Genomic DNA, 19,645 nt, shown 5'->3' on the forward strand with positions numbered 1-19,645 from the left:
ACTTCTCCTTCCAGTTTGTCGAACGCAGATATTGTCTGGCTTTAAAATGATTTAAATTATTGATCTACTTCAAACCTCATCCTCTCGGCTATTTCGGCTATGAATTGAGAGTTGGGGGGACAATCTCCGCTCGCATCGTGTTTGTTGGCAAAGTATTTTTCCAGCTCCTCCCTGTTGCCATTTTCCCAGACGACATCGACGGCATGTCTTATGGCTCTTTCAACTCTGCTGGAGGTGGTGTCGAATTCCTCGGCCACCTGTGGATATAACTTTTTGGTCACAGCCCCCAAAAGCTCGACTTCCTCAATCACGAGACCGATAGCCTCTTTTAAATAGAGATATCCTTTGATATGAGCCGGAACACCGAGATTATGAAGAACTTCGCTGATCTTTTTCTCGAGATTAATCTCGTTCTCATCGTTATCCTGCTGACCATCATTCAGATCGATAACAGCCAGCTTTTTTTCCACCTGTTGATTATTCAACTGCACCATTTCTTTTATTCTTTTTTTCAGGTCAGAAAAAGAAAAAGGCTTTAAAACATAATAATCAACCCCCAGCTGACTGAGCCTGGCGGCTACATTTTCCTTCATGAAAGCTGAGACCACGATAACGGTCAGATCATCTTTCAATTCGGCAGCGTCCAGTCTTTCCATAACTCCGATACCATCAATGTGAGGTAAAATAAGATCGAGAATAAGCACATCAATGCTGTTTTCTCTGATCATATTTAGCCCTTTTTCCCCGTCGTGAGCAACACCAACCACATTAAACTCATCCCTGTCGGTAAAATAATCCTGAAAAACCTGACATAGCCTCCTGTTGTCCTCAACCATCAGCATATCGATCACTTCGTTCATATTTAAGCTGCCCCCTTATACCTTATGCAAAGATCCGTCTGGACTGATCCGAATCGATCTGTTTAATAAAAAATTAAGCACCTCTGTCGCTTTTTATCCTCTCCGCCCTGGCAAGCATCTCCTCGGCGTGTTCGAAACCGGTGCTGCTCTCTTCTCTGCCGCTTAACATCCTCGATAGCTCTGTCTTTCTCTCCTCTTTGTCCAGCGATTCGACCTCTGTGGCCACTGTCTCTTTTTCACTGTCAGTCTCTTTTTCGATGTAAAAATGCCTGTCGGCCATGCTGGCCAGCTGAGGCAGATGGGTTATGCTGATGACCTGATGTCTTAAGCTCAATGCAGCCAGTTTATCGGCCACCCTGAGGGCTGTTTTCCCTCCCACGCCGGCGTCGATTTCGTCAAATATGATCGTCTCCACACTCTCAGTTTCGGCTGTGATAGTTTTGAAGGCCAGCATTATCCGGGACAATTCTCCGCCGGAAGCAACTCTGTCCAGCCTTTTCAACTCGGTACCCGGATTGACGGCTATTTTGAACTGTACATCATCGAGACCGGCGCTATTCAACTCCTCCCGTGAATGAAGTTCGATGCTGAACCTGGCTTCGGAGAGAGCCAGATCCTCCAGCTGGTTCTCGATCTCTTTTTCCAGGTTTTCAGCCGCCTTTTCCCTCAAAAGGGAAAGCTTCTGAGCTTTATCCATCAGCTTTTTTCTGAGATTTTCCATCCTCGAATCAACCTCTTTTAACCTCTCTTCCAGCTGTTCCAGCTCCTGCCTTTCCTCCTCGAGCTCCTGCCGGTAGGCGATAATTTCCTCTATGCTCTCCCCGTATTTTCTTTTGAGGGTGTTGATGGTATCAAGCCTCTCTTCCAGCTCGCGCACCCGGCCAGGATCAAATACCTGATCTTCATGATAATCCCTGAGTCTATAGCCCAGATCCTGCAGAGAATAATATATTTCCTCGGCCAGCTCTGAAAGTTCAGCCAGCTCGCTGTCATATTCGGCGATGCTGTTTAGTTTTGCCTTAAGATCACCCATGCTGTCAAGCAGGGCTCCTTCCTCATATTCGCTGCCGTTGACCAGCTCACCGGCTTCCCCCGTGATAGAATGTATCTCCTCCTGATGGTTCAGACGTGAAAGCTCCTGTTTGACTTCTTCCAGTTCGCCCTCCTCGAGGTTTGCCGAATCGATCTCCTCCAGCTGATAATCTATTATATCAAGTCTTCTCTCCCGGTCGCTGGCCTGATGGGAGAGCTCCTCCCGACGGTCGGTGAGATCTTTCAATTCTGCATACCCGTCAGCTATTTCCCGGCGCAGCTCAAAACCCTCATCAGATAGAAATTGATCAAGGATATCGCGGTGATTTGAGCTTCTGATCAGACTTTGATGTTCGTGCTGACCGTGTATATCTACCAGCTTACTGCCGACTTCTCTGATAAGCCAGAGCGGGACCAGCTGACCGTTGATCCGGCAGCGATTTCTGCCGCTGCGCCTGATCTCGCGGGAGATAATCAGCCCTTCATCCTCCGGCTCCACTCCCGCCTCCGAAATTATACTGTCAATCTTTTCGGAATCGCGGGTAAAATAATTGGCTTCGATGAAGGCAGCATTTTTTCCGTCCTTGATAACAGAAGAATCGGCTCTGCCTCCAAAAAGCATCTCTAGCGCCCTAATAATTATCGATTTGCCGGCCCCTGTTTCACCGGTGAGTATATTTAAACCCTGACAGAATGATATATTTGCCTCTTCAATAATGGCAAAATTCTTCAACACCAGATCCCCAAGCATAATCTCTCTCCTCTGCAGAGAATTTTGGATAAAAATTATCCTTAAACCGGAAGAATGAAAACGAGCAGCGGATTTACAGACCTGAAGCCGGGTTAAAACTTCCCCAGCTTCATCTTGTCCCGCAGGATGCGATAAAAATTGCGATCGGGGAAATGGATCATTTTGACTTCATTATCGGATCTTTCCACGATGATCTCATCATTATTTGATAGACTACAGGTGCTGCGCCCGTCGGTGCTTATCCTCATGCCGCCGGATTTGGTGCGGGGTTTGATTCTGACCTGCTCATCGCTGCGGATCACCATGGGGCGGATATAAAGATTGTGAGGACAAATCGGTGTCAGAAGCATGACATCGAGACCGGGATTGATTATCGGACCACCAGCCGAGAGAGAATAAGCTGTCGAACCGGTAGGGGTAGCGGCGATCATACCATCACCCTGATATTCGGCGATAAATTCTTCGTCTATATAAAAATTTAGCCTCAGCAAATTTTGATTATCGCCCCGAGAAATGACGGCATCGTTGAGACCGTGGCTGCAGTAAATCTTCTCTCCGTCTCTATATACGCTGCTGGCTATCATCATTCTGCTGGTTATGGTAAAATTACCCGCGAGCAGTTCTTCGGCTGCCTCATATAAAAAATCTGCTTCGATGACAGTCATAAAACCCAGACTGCCGACGTTTATGCCGAGAAGAGGAATGCCTGTTCCGCAGAATTTGCCCGCGGCTCTGAGCAGAGTACCGTCTCCTCCGAAAATAAATAGATAATCTACTTTTTCTTGAACTTCCTCGAAAGATCCAGCCCGGTTGACTCCTTTATAACAGCCGGCAGATCCGGGTTCAACCAGATAGGGAAGGGATCTGTCCTGGAGAAATTCCAGAAAACGGTTTCCCAGTTCTATGGCTTTTTTCTTGCCCGTATTGACCATGATGCCGATAGTAGGAATATAAATCAACTCCCTTTTAATTCTCTGTGCGCGGAGTCGATGGCTTCAACTATTTTTTCACCGGAAAGTTTATTCACCTGACCGGATTTTTCTTCCGCTAAATCAGCTCTGTACCTGCCGTAGAGCAAATATTCAATGTTGCTTGATTTACCGCCGGTTATCGGCGAATGGATTAAACCCTCTACTTTTATATTATGCTCGGCTGCGCAGGATTGTACTCTTTCTATGACTTCTCTGTGAACTTTCGGATCCCGCACCACACCCCCGGTTTCGACATTTTCCGGACCGGCTTCAAACTGAGGTTTAACCAGCGATATCAGTTCGGCGCCGTCCTCCATAAATCTGACGGCGACGGGAAGTATGAGAGTCAGAGAAATAAAAGATACATCTACCACTACCAGTTCAAACCTGGCCCCCAGATCCCGGGGAGACAGATATCTGAAGTTCGTCTGCTCTCTCACCTCGACCCTGTCGTCATCCCTGAGCTTCCAGGCCAGTTGATTGGTGCCTGAGTCGACCGCACAAACTTTGCGGGCTCCCTGCTGTAAAAGACAATCGGTAAATCCCCCGGTCGAAGACCCGATGTCGAGAGCTTTTTTGCCGGCTGGATCGACCTGAAAGTATTCCAGAGCTCTGAGAAGCTTCCTGCCGCCGCGGCTGACGAATCTCTGCTTTGATTCTACCTCTATTTTGGCGTCGACGGGAACTTTTTCGCCTGCCTTATCAATTAATTCTTGGTTGACTAATACTTCTCCTGCCATGATAGCTCTTTTTGCTTTGCTGCGCGAGGAAAAATATCCTTTTTCGGCCAGCAGCAGATCAAGCCGCTCTTTTTTCTGGCTCATCTCAAATCCTCCCTCCATCTCCCTTTATCCGGGAGGATATTCTCCCGGCTATCGATTCAGCATCCAGCCCATATTTTCTCCGCATCTTTTGCTGGTCTCCATGAGGGATGAATTCGTCCGGCAGCCCGATATTTATGAAGCTATCGGGAAGATTTATATCGGCCTGGCCCGCCTTTTCGACTATCAAGCTGCCAAAGCCACCGCTCACCGCATTTTCCTCGGCAGTCACCAGGAGACTGGATTGGGAGACGATTTCCAGAATTTTATCGTCCAGCGGCTGGATAAATCTGGCGTCGAAAACACCGGCAGATATTCCCTGTTCTTCGAGGAGTTCGGCAGCCGCCAGCGCGGGATAAACCATAGAGCCCAGAGCTATTATCTCTACATCTTCACCCTCCCGCAGTCTTTCTCCTTCTCCTGTCGGGATCGTATCCGGGCTTTCAGGAATATCGACACCTTCACCCTCACCCCGGGGATACCTGATAGCCGCAGGCTTTTCCAGCTTATAAGCAGTCCACATCATGCGGGCAAGCTCGGCTTCATCTCTGGGAGCCATCATCGTCAAATTGGGGATGGCCCGGAGAAAGGAGATATCGAATTGACCCTGGTGAGTTTCTCCATCTCCCCCGACAATGCCGGCGCGATCTATGCCGATTATAACCGGCAGCTCCTGCAGGCAGATATCATGGATCACCTGATCGTATCCGCGCTGTAGAAAAGTGGAATAAATTGAAACCACCGGCCGCATTCCTCCCCGGGCCAGTCCGGCACCGAAAGTGAGCGCATGCTGCTCGGCGATTCCGACATCGTAAAAGCGGTTGGGAAAGCGGTCGGCGAATTTTTCCAGCCCGGTCCCGGCCGGCATTGCAGCTGTAATTCCGACTATTCTGATATCGGTCTCGCCCATTTCGGACAGGGTTTCCCCAAAGACATCGCTATAGGTGGGGTTTTCGCGCGAACGATTCTGGCTTCCGCTCTCTATTTCGAAAGAACTCACACCGTGATAATCACAGGGCTCATCTTCAGCCGGACAATAACCCTTACCCTTGACCGTGGCTGCATGGATCAAAACAGGACCGGATATTTTATCTGCCTGCTTAAAGACTTTTTGCAGGCTTTCGATATCATGACCCGATACGGGACCCAGATAGGTGAAACCGAGCTCCTCGAAAATGATCCCCGGTACCATCATGTATTTAACGCTGTCCTTGGCTTTGTCGACAGTGCGGGATACGCTGCTGCCGATCCCCGGGATGGAATCGACGATATCGCTCATATCTTCCTTCAGCCGGCGCAGGCCGGGTTCGGAGCGAAGTTTGCTGAGATAGCTGGAAAGAGCTCCTACATTTTTGGAGATCGACATCTCGTTATCATTCAAAATAACCGTCAGATCGGTGCCTACATGGCCGGCGTGGTTGAGAGCTTCCATCGCCATACCGCCGGTTATGGCTCCATCACCTATAACACAGTAAACTCTTTCCTCGCTGCTCCGGTGATCGCGAGCTCTGGCCATGCCCAGGGCTGAGGATATGGAAGTGCTGCTGTGTCCCGTGTTTATCTTATCGTGTTCGCTCTCATCCCTTTTGGGAAAACCGCTCAATCCTCCCCCCTGACGAATTGTGGAAAGTTCTTTTTTACGGCCGGTCAGTATCTTATGAGTATAACTCTGGTGACCTACATCCCAGATGATGCTATCCCGGGGGCTTTTCAGGTGGCGGTGGAGGGCGACGGTCAATTCCACAACTCCCAGATTGGAGGCGAGATGACCTCCTGTTTTTGATATAGTTTCTATTAGATAATCTCTGATCTCCTCCGCCAGGCGGTTCAGCTCATCAGCTTTCAGACCGTCGAGATCATCGGGGGTGTTTACCTTCTCGAGCAGTTCGGACATTATATTTTCACCTCACAGATAAATCATTCAATGCTGTCTTTCCAGAACGAAATTGACCAGTTCGGACAGAAATTCTGCTCTCTCACCAAAAGGCGAAAGCGCTTTTCGGGCTGATCTGGCAGCAGCCCTGGCTTCTTTTCTGGCCTCTTCCAGGCCCAGCAAAGTGATATAGGTGGTCTTCTGGCCTGCTTCATCCCCGCCGACTTTTTTTCCCAGCTCCTCTTCGCTGCCCGTTACATCCAGTATATCATCAACTATCTGGAAAGTCAGGCCCAGCTGTCGGGCATACTCCTCCAGGGAAAGCAGCTGTTTTTCCTCGCTGTCAGCGCAGTGAGCTCCCCCTAAAATTGCCGCCCGGAATAAAGCTCCGGTTTTGGCTCTATGAATTTCCTTTAACTCCTCCAGAGAAATATCCTGATCTTCTGCTTTTAGATCCAGCGCCTGCCCGGCGACCATGCCGGCCGGCCCGGCTGCAGAAGCCAGAAGTTCTACCAGCCGGCAGCGGCTCCGGTAATCTATTTCCTCTATACCGGCCAGGATTTCAAATGCCAGTGACTGCAGGGCATCGCCGGCCAGAACCGCCCGGGCCTCTCCAAATACTATATGGCTGGCCTTTTTTCCCCTTCTGAGCTCATCGTCATCCATACAGGGCAGATCATCGTGAATTAGAGAATATGTATGAATAAACTCAAGGGCTGCCCCAAAATCGCGAGCAGCCCTGAGCTCTCCCTCAAGCATTCTGCAGACAGCGGTTGTCAGAATAGGTCTTATCCTCTTCCCGCCGGCCAGAAGGGTGTAGGAAACGGGATCTTCCAGGTCGGGATGAATATTCAGCCCGGCCAGCAGTTCTTCCAGGTATTCATCGAAATTATCGGCTCGATCCTTGAGCTCTTCTTCTATTTTATCTGGCAAATTTCAACCCTCCGGCAAAATTTAATTTACTCCAGCTCTTTTTCCTTCCAGTCCAGAGCTCCGACGGGACAGGCTTCAATGCATTCTCCACAATCATCACAATCAGTCGGCAGGGTTTTGGAGAAAGCGGTATCGATATGAGTCTCATAACCTCTCTCTTTAAAGCCCAGAAGATATTCATTGACAACTTCCCTGCATATCTTCACGCAGATGCCGCATTTTATGCATTTGCCGCGATCGAGTATGATCTCGGGATGGTCATTATCGTATCCGAAGTCTATTTTCTCGTTCCCTTCGAAATATTCAGGATCTGCTTTGTATGTCTCGGAATGCTCCTTAAGATAACAGTCATCTTTAGCGGTGCAGCTGCATTTAAAGCATCGTTCTCCTTCTTCCTCTATATTTTCAGGGTCTATTGTTTCGGTCACCTCGGCAAAATTATCGACTCTTATGTCAGCTTCCATATGAGGAAGTTCAACCCGGGTCTGATCCTGAGGTTCTTCGAGATATACCAGATCTTCATCGGCCAGAGACTGCCAGTGACCTCTGGTCACGTTTATCTGGTAGGCTTCATCCATCTCGTTTCCGGCCAGATAATCCTGAATATTACTGGCTGCTTTGCGGGCGGCGGCTACCGCTTCCACCACGGTGGCCGGACCGGTCACACAATCGCCGGCTGCGAAGAGATTGTCCTCAACGTGATGACTTTCCTCTTCAACAGCTACGTCATCCCAATCATTGGTTGGTACGCCTTCAGGTGGAATCGTATTCTGACCGATAGCTGCAATAACAGTGTCGGCAGTAACCTCAAACTCGCTGCCTTCGATAGGAATAGGGCGTCTTCTTCCTGAAGCATCGGGCTCGCCCAGCTCCATCTCTATGCATTCTAATACCAGTCGGCCATCCTCTTCTCTTAAACTAACCGGCTGGCTCAAAAACTCGAAGTTACAGCCCTCTTCCCGGGCTTCATCTATCTCGATCTGTTCGGCCGGCATCTGTTTTTCAGTCCGGCGATAATAACAGGAGACCTGATCATCTGTGAGCCTGAGAGAGGAGCGAACGCAGTCCATGGCAGTGTTTCCGCCCCCGACAACTATGGTTTCGCCGGGATCTTCCATTTCGAAATTCTGCCGGGAAAGCTTTTCCAGGTAATCAATTCCGCCCCAGGCCAGCTCCTCGCCTTCTGTTCTCATCGATTTCGGCTCCCAGCAGCCGACGGATACGACTACTGCCTCATAATCTTCCTTCAGCTCCTCTATATCTAGATCTTCCCCGAGCTCCTGATTGCAGTGAATTTCCACTCCGTCCATGTCATAAAAATGCTGCAGCTCTCGATCCAGCGTTTCCTTGGGCAGCCTGTACTCAGGAATGCCATAGCGGAGCATACCGCCGGGTTTTTCCCTCTTCTCATAAATGTCAGAACCTATACCGGCCATTCTCAGAAAATAGGCAGTTCCCAGACCGGCCGGGCCGGCCCCTATTACTGCGACCTTATCTCCTGTCAACTCCTCACGCGGTTCGACATAATCATCGTAGTGCAATTCGGCCGAAGTCCGCTTGAAATCATTGATAGCCACCGCTTCTTCGTCTTCTTTTACATTGCGGCGGCAGTCATCCTCACAGAAGCGAGGACAAACTCTGCCGATGCTCATAGGCAGAGGGATCCTCTGCTTTATTATTTCCAGCGCTCTATCAAATTCTCCTGCGCGCCCTGCCTGCACGTATTCTTCAACTTTGGCATGAGCGGGGCAGGCTATAGTGCACGGAGCCTCACAATCACCTGAATGCTCGGAAAGAAGCAGATCAAGACAGGTTTTGCGCATATCTTTTACTTCTTCGGTGAAGGCTTCAATCTCCATATCGTCATGGATCTCACTCGTACAGGAAGGCTGCCATTCACCGTTTTCAACATTTTTTACCACACAGACAAAACAGGATGTATTTTCGCTTATTTCATCATGATGGCAGAGAGTGGGGATATCTACCCCGGCTTCCTCTGCTGCTTTCAGAATGGTCTGGCCGGGCTCAACCTGATAGGTCTCGCCGTCGATTGTTAGATTAACTCTGGACATCAACTTTACCTCCCTTTCTTACCCTTGATATAGCATCTACTGGACAGACTTCGATACAGCTGTTACAGCGGGTACAGGCTTCATCGTCTATCTGGAATTCTTCGTCAATAGCATCAACCGGACAGCTTTCTATGCAGTTTTCACATTCTATGCAGATATCCCTGTCGAGATAAATTTCGACGAGCTCATCGCACTCCAGCGCCGGACAGTGATCTTCTTCGACATGACTTTCATATTCGCCGCGGAAATATTTAAGGGTGGTCAGAACCGGGTTGGGAGCGGTCTGGCCCAGTCCACAGAGAGAGCCGTCTATGATTTTCCGCCCCAGATCATCCAGATCCTGAATATCTTTCTCGGTACCCTCGCCGTTTGTTATTCTCTCTAGCTTTTCCAGCATACGTTTGGTTCCAACCCGACAGAAAGTGCATTTGCCACAGCTTTCTTCGGTGGTAAAGTCGAGGAAATAACGGGCCGTCTCGACCATACAGCGGCCTTCGCTGATGACGATTAAACCGCCGGAACCCATTATTGCTCCCAGCTCGGTCAAGGAATCGTAATCGACCGGTGTGTCGAAATGTTCGGCCGGAATACAGCCGCCGCTGGGGCCGCCTATCTGGACAGCTTTTACACTGCCTTCCTCGGCGCCTCCTATACCGTAAACGACATCATGGATAGATATACCCATCGGCACCTCTACCAGGCCTGAATACTCCAGATCGCCGGCCAGTGCAAATAGCTTGGTGCCGGTGCTGTTCTCGGTCCCCACCTGAGAAAACTGTTCTCCTCCCTCGCGGACAAGCAGGGGGATATTGGAAAAAGTTTCGACATTGTTTATCAGGGTGGGACGCCCCTTAAATCCTTCATCGGTAGGATAGGGCGGGCGGTATCTGGGATTTCCTCTTTTACCCTCCAGCGAATGAATCATCGCTGTCTCTTCACCACAGACAAAAGCTCCAGCCCCTTCTTTAACCGTAATCTCGACCTCCATCCCGTTTAAATTATTGAGCCCTTTTTCCTCGATCTGTTCGATGGCTATATTGAGACGCTCTACCGCCAGCGGATATTCGGCCCGACAATAGATGAAAAGCTGATTGGCGCCGGTGGCATAGGCTCCGATGAGCATGCCCTCTAAAACCTGATGAGGAAGAGATTCCATCAAAGTTCTATCCATGAAAGCTCCTGGATCTCCCTCGTCAGCGTTACAGATCATCACCTTGTCCTTTTCGCCGCTGGAGGCGAGAAAGTCCCATTTCATTCCAGTGGGAAAACCGCCACCTCCCCGGCCTCGCAGGCCGGAAGTTTTAACCTCTTCTACTATTTCTTCTGGTTCCATCTCGAGAGCCTTTTTCAGAGCGGTGAATCCGGAGTTCTCCTCGTATTCCTGAAAAGAAGTGGGATCTATATCACCGGCCAATCCCAGCACGTACTGCTCTTCCCACTCCTGCCTTACAGATGGAGGTTCGAACCTGTTTTCCTCTTCCAGATTAAGCATTTTTTCTATGAACTCTTTCTCGGGCTCTACATCCTCATAAAAAATACTTCCCTCTTCGGTCTCTATCTCCACCAGAGGCTCGGCATAGCAGTGACCGATACAGCCGACCTCTACTATCTCCTCGTCGGGAGCTACCTCTTCAATTTTTTCTTTGACTTCACTGGCACCTGCCGCTATACCGCAGGTGGCCATGCCAACCTTAATTCTCTGAATCATTTTCTGAAGCCTCCCTCTGACGATAATCTTCTATAATATCCAGCGTCTTCTCCCGGGTTAAGTTGCCGTATACTTTGCCGTTGATGCTCATGACAGGCGCAAGACTGCAGCATCCCAGGCAGGCTACAGCTTCCAGAGTGAAGAGTTTTTCATCGTCAGTTTCATCGACATCTATACCCAGTTCATCGCTGAGCCAGCCCATAACCAGGGAAGATCCCTGTATGTGACAGGCGGTGCCGTCGCAAACATGAATTTTATATTTGCCAGGTTTAACTCTTTTGAACTGGGTGTAAAAACTCACCACTCCTTCGACTTCGACGGGAGCCATATCAAATTTCTCACTGATCTCCTCGATCGCTTCGTCAGAAATATAATTGTTCTCACGCTGCTCCTGCTGCAGGGCCTTGATGAGATTGGATTCATCGGCGGCCAGTTCAGCTAATTCAGCCAAAATTACCATCTCCTTTGTCGGATAGTGTTATTCTTCATCATCTTCGACGAGGCCGTCGTAGGGTATGATTTCTTTCAATTCGCCGTGTTCTTCCAAAACCTGTTCCACTTTGCCTTCTGCTTTGTTGAGTTCCTGCTGACAGTGCTGGATCAATTTCATACCGATCGTGAATTTTTCCACAGATTCTTCCAGGGATAACATCTCTCCTTCGAGCTCATTCACGATTTCCTCCAGCTTTTCCAGGGCGTCTTCAAATTTAAGGTCTTCGGACAGATCGTATTCACTTTCATAATCGATGGAAAGCTGTTCGGAAATTCCGGCAGCTGATTCTTTATTATTTTTATCGTTATTCAATAATATCATCTTCCTCTCTAACTTTTTTAACTTCGCTTTCAAGACTGCCCCCGGATAGAAGCGTTTCCAGCCTGTCTCCTTTTTCTACCCGGGAAACCTCTGTGATCGGAGATCCATCTTCCGATCTGGTGATGCTATATCCGCGCGAAAGTATCTTTAAGGGACTTAAATTGTCGAGCTGGCCTGCCAGTCCTGATATCTGATCGCAGCGCTTCTGGAAATAATCGCCCAGTTCCCGGGCAAATCTATGCGTCAGATTGTCCATCTTCTGTTCAGCTGTCGAAAGCATTCTTTCTGGATCCCGCCAGACAGGCCTCTTTTTTATGCTAGCCAGCCTGTTTTCTGCCTCCTTTAATCTTCTCTCCAGAGCGGAGTTCATTCTCTCGCCCAGCCTCTCGAGACTGCCGGAAAGCTCGATATAATCCTGCACGGCCAGTTCCGCTGCGGCAGAAGGGGTGGCAGCCCTGACATCGGCCGCGAAATCAGCTATGGTGAAATCAGTCTCATGGCCTACACCGCTTATGATAGGAATATCTGCCGCGGCAATTTTTCGGGCCAGCTTCTCGCTGTTAAAAGACCAGAGGTCTTCCAAAGATCCACCTCCCCGGCTTATGATGATCAGATCTATTTCATCTCTATTCTCCAGATACTCAATTCCTCTGATCAGCTCAGCTTCAGAGCTTTCACCCTGAACATGAGCTGGGGCAATCAATACTGAAACAGGGCCGAATCTCCTTTTGAGCACGGAGAGAATATCTCTGATCGCCGCGCCGGTGGGAGATGTAACCAGGCCTATTTTGGCCGGCAAAAAAGGCAGTTCCTGTTTTCTTTCTTCAGCAAAAAGACCTTCCTGCTCGAGTTTGTTTTTCAGTTCCAGATATTTCTGGTATAATTCCCCGGCGCCCAGCTTCTCCAGTTTCCTGACGTAAAGCTGATACTCTCCCCGGGGCTCGTAAACATCTACATAACCTGTGGCTTTAACCTGCTGGCCATCCTCAGGCTCGAAATCAAGAGATTTATTGCTGCTTTCAAACATAACTGATTGCAAACGGGAGCTGTCATCCTTCAGCGTGAAATACATATGTCCGGAGGTGTGATGGTGAAAATTGGACAACTCACCCTCGACGACCAGGTGAGACAGAGTTTCGTCGAGGGTGAGCAAATTTTTGATATATGAGGTTACTTCTGAAACGGAATACGCTTTAGACTCCATGATGCTCCCTGGCTTTAACGGTATTATGCATCAGCATGGCTATGGTCATCGGTCCTACGCCTCCGGGAACAGGCGTGATAGGTCCGGCTTTTTCCTTAACTGCTTCGAAGTCTACGTCACCGACCAATTCGCCATCGACCCTGTTTATGCCGACATCGATCACGCAGGCACCTTCCTTGACCATATCTTCAGTTACGAATTCCGGCCTGCCGACAGCGGCGACGAGAATATCGGCCGAGCTGGCTTTGCCGGCCAGATCGTCAGTGCGCGAATGGCAGATTGTTATTGTGGCATTTTTCTCTATCAGTAGATGAGCCACCGGCTTGCCCACGATGTTGCTTCGGCCCAGAATTACGGCATCTTTACCTTCGATATCTATACCCTGTCTCTCGATGAGCTCAATTATACCCTTCGGCGTGCAGGGATCAAACCTCAACTTGTCCTGCTGACCGCTGAAAAGACGTCCGGTGTTTACAGGATGGAATCCGTCCACATCCTTGGCGGGATCGATCGATTCTATGACTTTATGTTCGTCTATATGATCGGGTAAAGGCAGCTGTACCAGAATACCATCGATCTCATCATCGTTGTTGAGATCGTCGATTATACCCAGAAGTTCCTGTTCAGAGATGTCATCCGATACTTCTTTCTTGTCTGAATAAATACCTATCTCTTCTGCCGCTTTATCCTTCATGTTCACATAGGTCTGTGAGGCAGGATTATCTCCGACCAAAACAACCGAGATTCCAGGAACTCTACCTTCCTCTTTTAATTCCTGTACTCTCCCTTTTAGCTCTTCTCTGATGTCGGATGCGATTTGTTTGCCGTCGATGAGTTCGACGTTTGACATATAAAATACCCCCTGTATATTTTTGATATTTTTTTGAGCGGATGCAGTTTGATTATGAGCAGCTGTATTCGTTTGACATAAATGAATTGGCCAAAAAAATATGGCCCTAAAATGATTAATGTCACTTAATTTAATTCTGGTTTTATGTGTTTATTCCTGCCGAAAAAAGCAAATAATTTAGGGAAATTTTCATAAACAGCTCTTGACAATCAGAGGATTATGGTTTAAAATTAAAATTGTGATAAAGAAAAACTAATAAATAGCGTGCTGAAGTGGCGGAACTGGCAGACGCGCATGTTTCAGGGACATGTGGGCGTCAGCCCGTGTGGGTTCGAATCCCACCTTCAGCACCATTTTTTATTTTGTATATATCAACAACGAGAGGGGTTTCCCCTCTTTTTTTATTTGGGTTGAATAAAATTACTAATGCCATACTAATGCCATTAAAAAAACCCGGGTTTGAGCCCGGGGTTTTCGATATTTATTCCATTTTTTCGAGTTTGATATAATTAATTAAATAAGTCAATTCTCCAACTCACTTGATTAAAAAAAATTGTCAACTGTTATCATCTAAAATCTTATTAGTGGTATTTCAACACCTTTTAAAGTCGAACTTCCAGAAATGACTTTACACATCCGACGATATCATTATAATGTTTCTGAGCCTTTAAGATAGATTGCAGATATATATTTCAATTATAGTGGTGCCATTTAGATCATTATACATTGAAAGCCCAGGTCAAATTATTCAGATTTAAAAAGAGATTTATATTTGAGGATAGTTCTTGCTGCAGATACAGAAAGTAATCAAGAAAACCAGATCAGATTGGAAATTAAGGGCCAATTCGCCATTCATACACTTAAATGAACAGTCATTCATGTTTTTGAGCTATCTCATTTCATACTTATCCCAATGACCCCTCAAAAAATCTCACACAAAATTTTCTGCTCAATTCACCCCATAAAAACATTGCGGTGCTCCCAAAAAAATTAAACTATATGCTTCTATGAATATGCTCATAGACATACAAACCTACTCATTAAACCTTTAAATGAATGTATTTATAGCAAAATGAATAGGTTTTTGATATAATAAACCCTGTCATCAATACATTAAGTGAATATGTTTATAGGGGGGGAATACATTTATGATGTCATTTAGAAATGAAAAGCTGAAGACTGAAGAAATTCCCATGAATATAGTAAAACTAATTGGCAAAATAAATGAATACAAGGGAAAGCAAAATTTATATTTAAACCAGGCGCCGCAGGTACTGGAAAAGTTAAAAGAAGCAGCAATAGTTCAGAGTACTAAGTCTTCAAATAGTATTGAAGGAATTGTTATTACCGACAAAAGGTTAAAAGAAATAATGAGAGATGATACTATGCCGGAAGATCGTTCTGAAGGTGAAATTGCAGGTTATAGAGATGTATTAAATACTATCCATACTTCTTATGATGCTATTCCCATAAATCCCAATATAATTTTACAATTCCATGGAGATTTATATAAGTTTATCTCGGGGGAAGGGGAAGAGTGGAAAAATCAGGATAATGTAATTGAAGAGGTATTACCAGATGGGGAAAGATATGTTAGATTTAGACCTCTGTCTGCCGCTAAAACTCCCGAAGCTATGGAAGAACTATGTGATCATTTAAATAGAGCTATGAAAGAAGAAACTATCGAGCCGTTAATATTAATAGGATCTTTTGTTTTAGATTTTTTAAGCATTCACCCTTTTAATGATGGAAACGGCAGAATTGCCAGGTTATTGACTTTACTTCTGTTATATAAATATGAATACAAAGTGGGAAGATATATAAGTTTAGAAAACATTATTGAAGAGAGCAAATTAAACTATTATGAATCATTGAAAAAATCTTCAGTCGGCTGGCATGAAGGAAATCATAATCTTTTTATCTGGTTGGATTATTTTTTGGGCACTTTATTAGCAGCATATAAAGAATTTGAAGATAGAGTAGGGCTGATTAGAAGTAAAAGAGGAAATAAAAGTTATAGAGTTGAGCAGGCTATCAAAAGTACATTGGGAACTTTTGAGAAAGAAGATATAAGAAATGCGTGTCCGGATGTTTCCGAATCCACAATTAATAGGGTATTTAGAAAGTTAAAAGAAGAAGGAGTAATTGAATTACTGGGTAAAGGTCGGAATGCAAAGTGGAAAAGATTGGAATAAAACCGAGGTATAATAGGACAATTTTTTAAAGAGTTTGCTTGAGAACCTGGAGGATAAACTCCTCCAGTTTCTTTATTTCCCCCCAAATTATCTCCTTCCGATTTCTGTGTATAATACCCTAATATACTTAATTTATGCTTTCAAGTGGGATATTCTGAATATAGCATTGTGCGGAGATATGAACAGATAGATTTCATATGAATAATTATGGACGATTATATAAATCATCATGTTTATCTACGTTCCTCAAAATAATAATCCCTTCTTTTTCAAACTGCCAGCTAAACCTGTATTGTTTATTAATCCTGGAAGAAAATATATCAGTGCCTCTTATTTTTTCTGTATGGATAGAATTATAAAAAGGATCGTTAATCAATTTCTTCAAACTGGACTGTAATGATTTTTTAATTTCAGGAGGTAAATCCTGAGCTTGTTTTTTAAATCTACTGGTCATTATTAATTTTTTCTTATTGCTCATTTTCTATCTCTTCCATTAATTCTTCTGCAGAAGAAAAAGGTCCACTAACCCTATCATTTTTTATATCTTCATCAGCTTCCTTTTCACCTTCCTGCCACTTTTCATTCCAAAACCAGGCCTGGCTTTTGGGAACAGTTATAACTGGCCTTATTTTTATGCCATCTTTTTCGGGTATAAACTCCAATTTATCTCCTTCTGAAAGATCATATTTTTCAACTATTTCTTTGGGCACCGTAATTTGAGATTTATCTCTTAATTTAACAATAGGATAATCAGCCATTTGTATCATCCTTTCTAAAATTATTATTTTCAGATTTTCTTACTTTATTTAAATTATTATATCACATAATCAATCACAAATTAAACTTTTAACTCCTGTTTTAAGCCATTTTATTTTGTCTGTCTATTTTAATTGCTGAACAAATAAAAAAAGGGTCTCCTTGTCATCAGTTGATAGATATCGCATAAGATCGGGGAAAAATTTCATTGTGAACGAAGCTTTATATCTTACAGTACAACTAAATGAGGTTTTTTACACACCTATTAACCACCCGAAGACAAGAAGATCCAGAAATTTTAACAATCTTATACAGAGCTAACTTCTTTTTGCAGTTCTAGAGCCTGCAGCTGATTTTTGATTTTAGCAAAAGTATCTGATATCTTTTTGCCGCTGTCCACATGCTTTTCCAGTTTATCGCTGATTTCTTCGCTCAATTCCTCTATTTCATCTATTATATCGTCGAGTTTTTTAGCTGCTTTAACATTATTGCTGAATTTCTTTGAAACATCTTTAAAGTTTGTCAGCACTTCCTCAATCTGAGCAGTAACTTCCTGGGAATTCGCCGCCTGCTCCTCCACGCTGGCCCCAAAACCATCGCTGAGTTTTTCAATTTCATCCAGTATACTGTCAAGCTCCCGGCTTGCATCTATGGTATCATCTACCTGATCGGAAACCTCCTCCATGCTGCCCAAAACCTCTTCTACCTGAGCTGACACTTCCTGAGAGTTGGCTGCCTGTTCTTCTACCCCTGCGGAAAAATTATCGTTGGTATCTTCGAGTTCTTCCATAATGCTGTCCAGTTCCTTGCTGGCCCGGGTGGTGTCATTCATCTGTTCAGAAATTTCCTCCATGCTGCTGGAAATTTCCTCAACCTGAGCGGAAACTTCCTCGGAATTGGCGGAAACTTCTTCTACGGAAGCACTTGCCTGCTGGGTCTGGGAGGCCTGATCTTCCATTAGCCTAAGCACTTCTTCCATAGAAGAGTAAACGAGATCAGAATTTTCCGTAATTTCTTTGAAAATCCGGGTCACGCTGCTCACTTCTGCAGAATCATTGTCCAATAAATTTTTAACACTGTCGGCCTGGTTTTTGATAGCCTCAAGAATGCTCTGGATTTCCACTGTGGAATTATTGCTTTTTTCAGCCAGATCTCTTATTTCATCGGCAACTACACTAAATCCCTTTCCAGCCTCTCCTGCTCGCGCTGCTTCTATAGCAGCGTTTAAAGCCAGCAGGTTAGTTTGATCGGTAATTTCTTTGATCGTCTCCGATATTTCATCGACTTTCCTTATTTTCTGATTGAGATTATTCATCTCTCCCAGAGTACTGTCTATCACAGAATTACCGCTCTGAATTAAATCTTTGTTTTCATCCATGCGGTTAACGCATTTTTCAGCACTATTATTGACCTCGGCGGAATTCTCTGCCAGTTCTCCTATAACCGTTGATATTTCTTCCATCTCTCTGGCAATTTCTTCGACCGCTTTAGTAGAATTGTCAAGAGTATCAGTCACTTCCTCTACCGAGGAAAATGCAGTTTCTATCGATGCGTTTATCTCTCTAATCTGGGAGAAACAATCACCCAGCTGTTCCTGTAAATTCTCTGATTCTGAAGCCATCATTTGAGCTGCTTCAGCTATCTCTTCTACAGCTTCTGCAGCGTTATTGGTCACCTCCACCACTTCTTTAACAGAGGCATTGTTATCCTCATTAGCACTGTTAATTTCTCGAATTTTACTAAAACAATTGCTTATTTCAATTCGTAGATCCTCACTTTCCTCTACCATTTCTTGAGAAGTTTGTGCAATCATCTCCACAGCCCGGGTTGATTCGTCCAGAGTATTCTCAACATCCTTCAGAGATTCATCATTTTTTTCGTTGGCCTGGTTTATTTTTTTTATATTTTTAAAACAGCGGTCAACTTCCTCTCCCAGGTGCCTGTTGTTCTCAATAATATCCTGAAATGACGAATCCGATAAGTCCAGCACTTTTTCACAGTCGCCGGTCATTGTATATATTTTATTTGCCCCGCTATGAAATTTCTTTTTGATTGCATTATAGAATTGCATAGAAATAAATAGAGTTACTGCAGCAAAAATAATTGGAGCCAGCAAAAATTGCTGCGAAATATCCGTCTGCCAGATACCCACTGCGAATAAAACAGCCAGCAAAATATTGAGACCTCCCAGTATGAATAAGCCCAATTTAGCCTGCTTTTCCGGACCGTAACTTTTAAAACTTTCGATCATTCTCATTTTCAGTTCTCCTTTCAAAATCCAGCTTCACGGGCTAGATTCTGCCTGTTACCCGCCATTTCCTGTTTATCTTTTGAATATTTATACTTTATATATTATATATTATATTCTATCATCTTTTGATCTCTTTATCCAGACCTGATAACTGGAAGAACCATCGTTTTTAATACCAGCTGTCAATTTCCGGTTAATTTAATCAGAAGTCAAATTGATGCGCAGGCGAAGCTGATAGGAATCGTCAAAATACCCCAGCATTGTTATTATCGGTTTCAAGCTTTTTTTCGGGAAAATAAAACAATATCCAACCCACCAGTGATCATCTTCTTTCAGCTTTTTATTATACCGCGATATTTTCCCGTGATAGGCCAAAATTGTGCCCATGATATTAGTAATATGAGTAGGTTTTTATTTTAGGATCTTCTTGTTATCAGTTGGTAGATATCGAATAAGATCGGGGAAAAATTTCATTGTGAACGAAGCTTTATATCTTCCAGTACAACTAAATGAGGTTTTTGACACACCTATTAACTAACTGAAGACAAGAAGAT

17 protein-coding genes and 1 tRNA gene are annotated in these 19,645 nt (G+C 45.2%); 2 read left to right on the forward strand and 16 right to left on the reverse strand.

Going from position 1 to position 19,645, the window contains the following annotated elements; all coding sequences use genetic code 11:
* Positions 1–56: 56 nt before the first annotated feature.
* From spo0A to folD, 12 genes are all read right to left on the reverse strand, one after another.
* Positions 57–860 carry a sporulation transcription factor Spo0A gene (gene spo0A / locus BLT15_RS08065; protein WP_089760536.1) on the reverse strand — a complete coding sequence of 268 codons (804 nt, stop codon included), beginning with the start codon at positions 858–860 and terminating at the stop codon, positions 57–59.
* A gap of 73 nt (positions 861–933) precedes the next feature.
* Positions 934–2,643: a DNA repair protein RecN gene (gene recN / locus BLT15_RS08070; RefSeq protein ID WP_089760538.1), complete on the reverse strand. Its 1,710-nt coding sequence runs from the start codon at positions 2,641–2,643 to the stop codon at positions 934–936.
* A gap of 92 nt (positions 2,644–2,735) precedes the next feature.
* Entirely contained in the window at positions 2,736–3,602 is an 867-nt protein-coding gene (locus tag BLT15_RS08075) for an NAD(+)/NADH kinase (protein WP_143423042.1), read from the reverse strand.
* Complete coding sequence (locus BLT15_RS08080) at positions 3,599–4,438, reverse strand: TlyA family RNA methyltransferase (RefSeq protein WP_089760542.1); 840 nt, start codon at positions 4,436–4,438, stop codon at positions 3,599–3,601. The genes BLT15_RS08075 and BLT15_RS08080 overlap by 4 nt, the downstream gene beginning before the upstream one ends.
* 1 nt (position 4,439) lies before the next feature.
* A complete protein-coding gene (gene dxs / locus BLT15_RS08085; protein WP_089760544.1) occupies positions 4,440–6,329 on the reverse strand; it encodes a 1-deoxy-D-xylulose-5-phosphate synthase in 1,890 nt (629 codons plus the stop codon).
* A 27-nt stretch (positions 6,330–6,356) separates the two neighbouring features.
* A complete protein-coding gene (locus BLT15_RS08090) occupies positions 6,357–7,241 on the reverse strand; it encodes a polyprenyl synthetase family protein (RefSeq protein WP_089760546.1) in 885 nt (294 codons plus the stop codon).
* A 26-nt stretch (positions 7,242–7,267) separates the two neighbouring features.
* The gene (locus BLT15_RS08095) at positions 7,268–9,313 is read right to left on the reverse strand and encodes an FAD-dependent oxidoreductase (RefSeq protein WP_089760547.1); all 2,046 of its coding nucleotides are present in this window, start codon (positions 9,311–9,313) and stop codon (positions 7,268–7,270) included.
* Positions 9,300–11,021 carry an NADH-ubiquinone oxidoreductase-F iron-sulfur binding region domain-containing protein gene (locus BLT15_RS08100; RefSeq protein ID WP_089760549.1) on the reverse strand — a complete coding sequence of 574 codons (1,722 nt, stop codon included), beginning with the start codon at positions 11,019–11,021 and terminating at the stop codon, positions 9,300–9,302. The genes BLT15_RS08095 and BLT15_RS08100 overlap by 14 nt, the downstream gene beginning before the upstream one ends.
* The gene (locus BLT15_RS08105; RefSeq protein WP_159429872.1) at positions 11,005–11,472 is read right to left on the reverse strand and encodes an NADH-quinone oxidoreductase subunit NuoE family protein; all 468 of its coding nucleotides are present in this window, start codon (positions 11,470–11,472) and stop codon (positions 11,005–11,007) included. The genes BLT15_RS08100 and BLT15_RS08105 overlap by 17 nt, the downstream gene beginning before the upstream one ends.
* A gap of 27 nt (positions 11,473–11,499) precedes the next feature.
* Positions 11,500–11,826: an exodeoxyribonuclease VII small subunit gene (gene xseB, locus BLT15_RS08110; RefSeq protein WP_234985558.1), complete on the reverse strand. Its 327-nt coding sequence runs from the start codon at positions 11,824–11,826 to the stop codon at positions 11,500–11,502.
* Positions 11,819–13,039 (reverse strand): exodeoxyribonuclease VII large subunit, encoded by a 1,221-nt coding sequence (gene xseA / locus BLT15_RS08115; protein ID WP_089760554.1) that lies wholly within the window; start codon positions 13,037–13,039, stop codon positions 11,819–11,821. Before xseA ends, xseB begins: the two co-directional genes overlap by 8 nt.
* Entirely contained in the window at positions 13,029–13,889 is an 861-nt protein-coding gene (gene folD / locus BLT15_RS08120) for a bifunctional methylenetetrahydrofolate dehydrogenase/methenyltetrahydrofolate cyclohydrolase FolD (RefSeq protein ID WP_089760556.1), read from the reverse strand. The genes xseA and folD overlap by 11 nt, the downstream gene beginning before the upstream one ends.
* Positions 13,890–14,155: 266 nt before the next feature.
* On the opposite strand from folD, the gene BLT15_RS08125 reads away from it, so the two are divergent.
* A tRNA-Leu gene (locus tag BLT15_RS08125) sits at positions 14,156–14,242 on the forward strand.
* 795 nt (positions 14,243–15,037) lie between these two features.
* Positions 15,038–16,084: a Fic family protein gene (locus tag BLT15_RS08130; RefSeq protein WP_089760557.1), complete on the forward strand. Its 1,047-nt coding sequence runs from the start codon at positions 15,038–15,040 to the stop codon at positions 16,082–16,084.
* 205 nt (positions 16,085–16,289) lie between these two features.
* Here BLT15_RS08130 and BLT15_RS08135 read toward each other — a convergent pair whose 3' ends face one another.
* The 4 genes from BLT15_RS08135 to BLT15_RS13085 all read right to left on the reverse strand — a co-directional run bounded on the left by BLT15_RS08135 (position 16,290) and on the right by BLT15_RS13085 (position 19,478).
* A complete protein-coding gene (locus BLT15_RS08135; RefSeq protein ID WP_089760559.1) occupies positions 16,290–16,562 on the reverse strand; it encodes a type II toxin-antitoxin system RelE family toxin in 273 nt (90 codons plus the stop codon).
* Positions 16,552–16,842 (reverse strand): AbrB/MazE/SpoVT family DNA-binding domain-containing protein, encoded by a 291-nt coding sequence (locus tag BLT15_RS08140; protein ID WP_200769721.1) that lies wholly within the window; start codon positions 16,840–16,842, stop codon positions 16,552–16,554. Before BLT15_RS08140 ends, BLT15_RS08135 begins: the two co-directional genes overlap by 11 nt.
* A 305-nt stretch (positions 16,843–17,147) precedes the next feature.
* Positions 17,148–19,097 carry a methyl-accepting chemotaxis protein gene (locus BLT15_RS08145; protein ID WP_089760564.1) on the reverse strand — a complete coding sequence of 650 codons (1,950 nt, stop codon included), beginning with the start codon at positions 19,095–19,097 and terminating at the stop codon, positions 17,148–17,150.
* Between the two features lie 192 nt (positions 19,098–19,289).
* Entirely contained in the window at positions 19,290–19,478 is a 189-nt protein-coding gene (locus tag BLT15_RS13085) for a hypothetical protein (protein WP_143423043.1), read from the reverse strand.
* Positions 19,479–19,645: the final 167 nt, after the last annotated feature.

Origin of the sequence: Halarsenatibacter silvermanii (assembly GCF_900103135.1) — a bacterium.
Lineage (GTDB): Bacteria > Bacillota > Halanaerobiia > Halanaerobiales > Halarsenatibacteraceae > Halarsenatibacter > Halarsenatibacter silvermanii.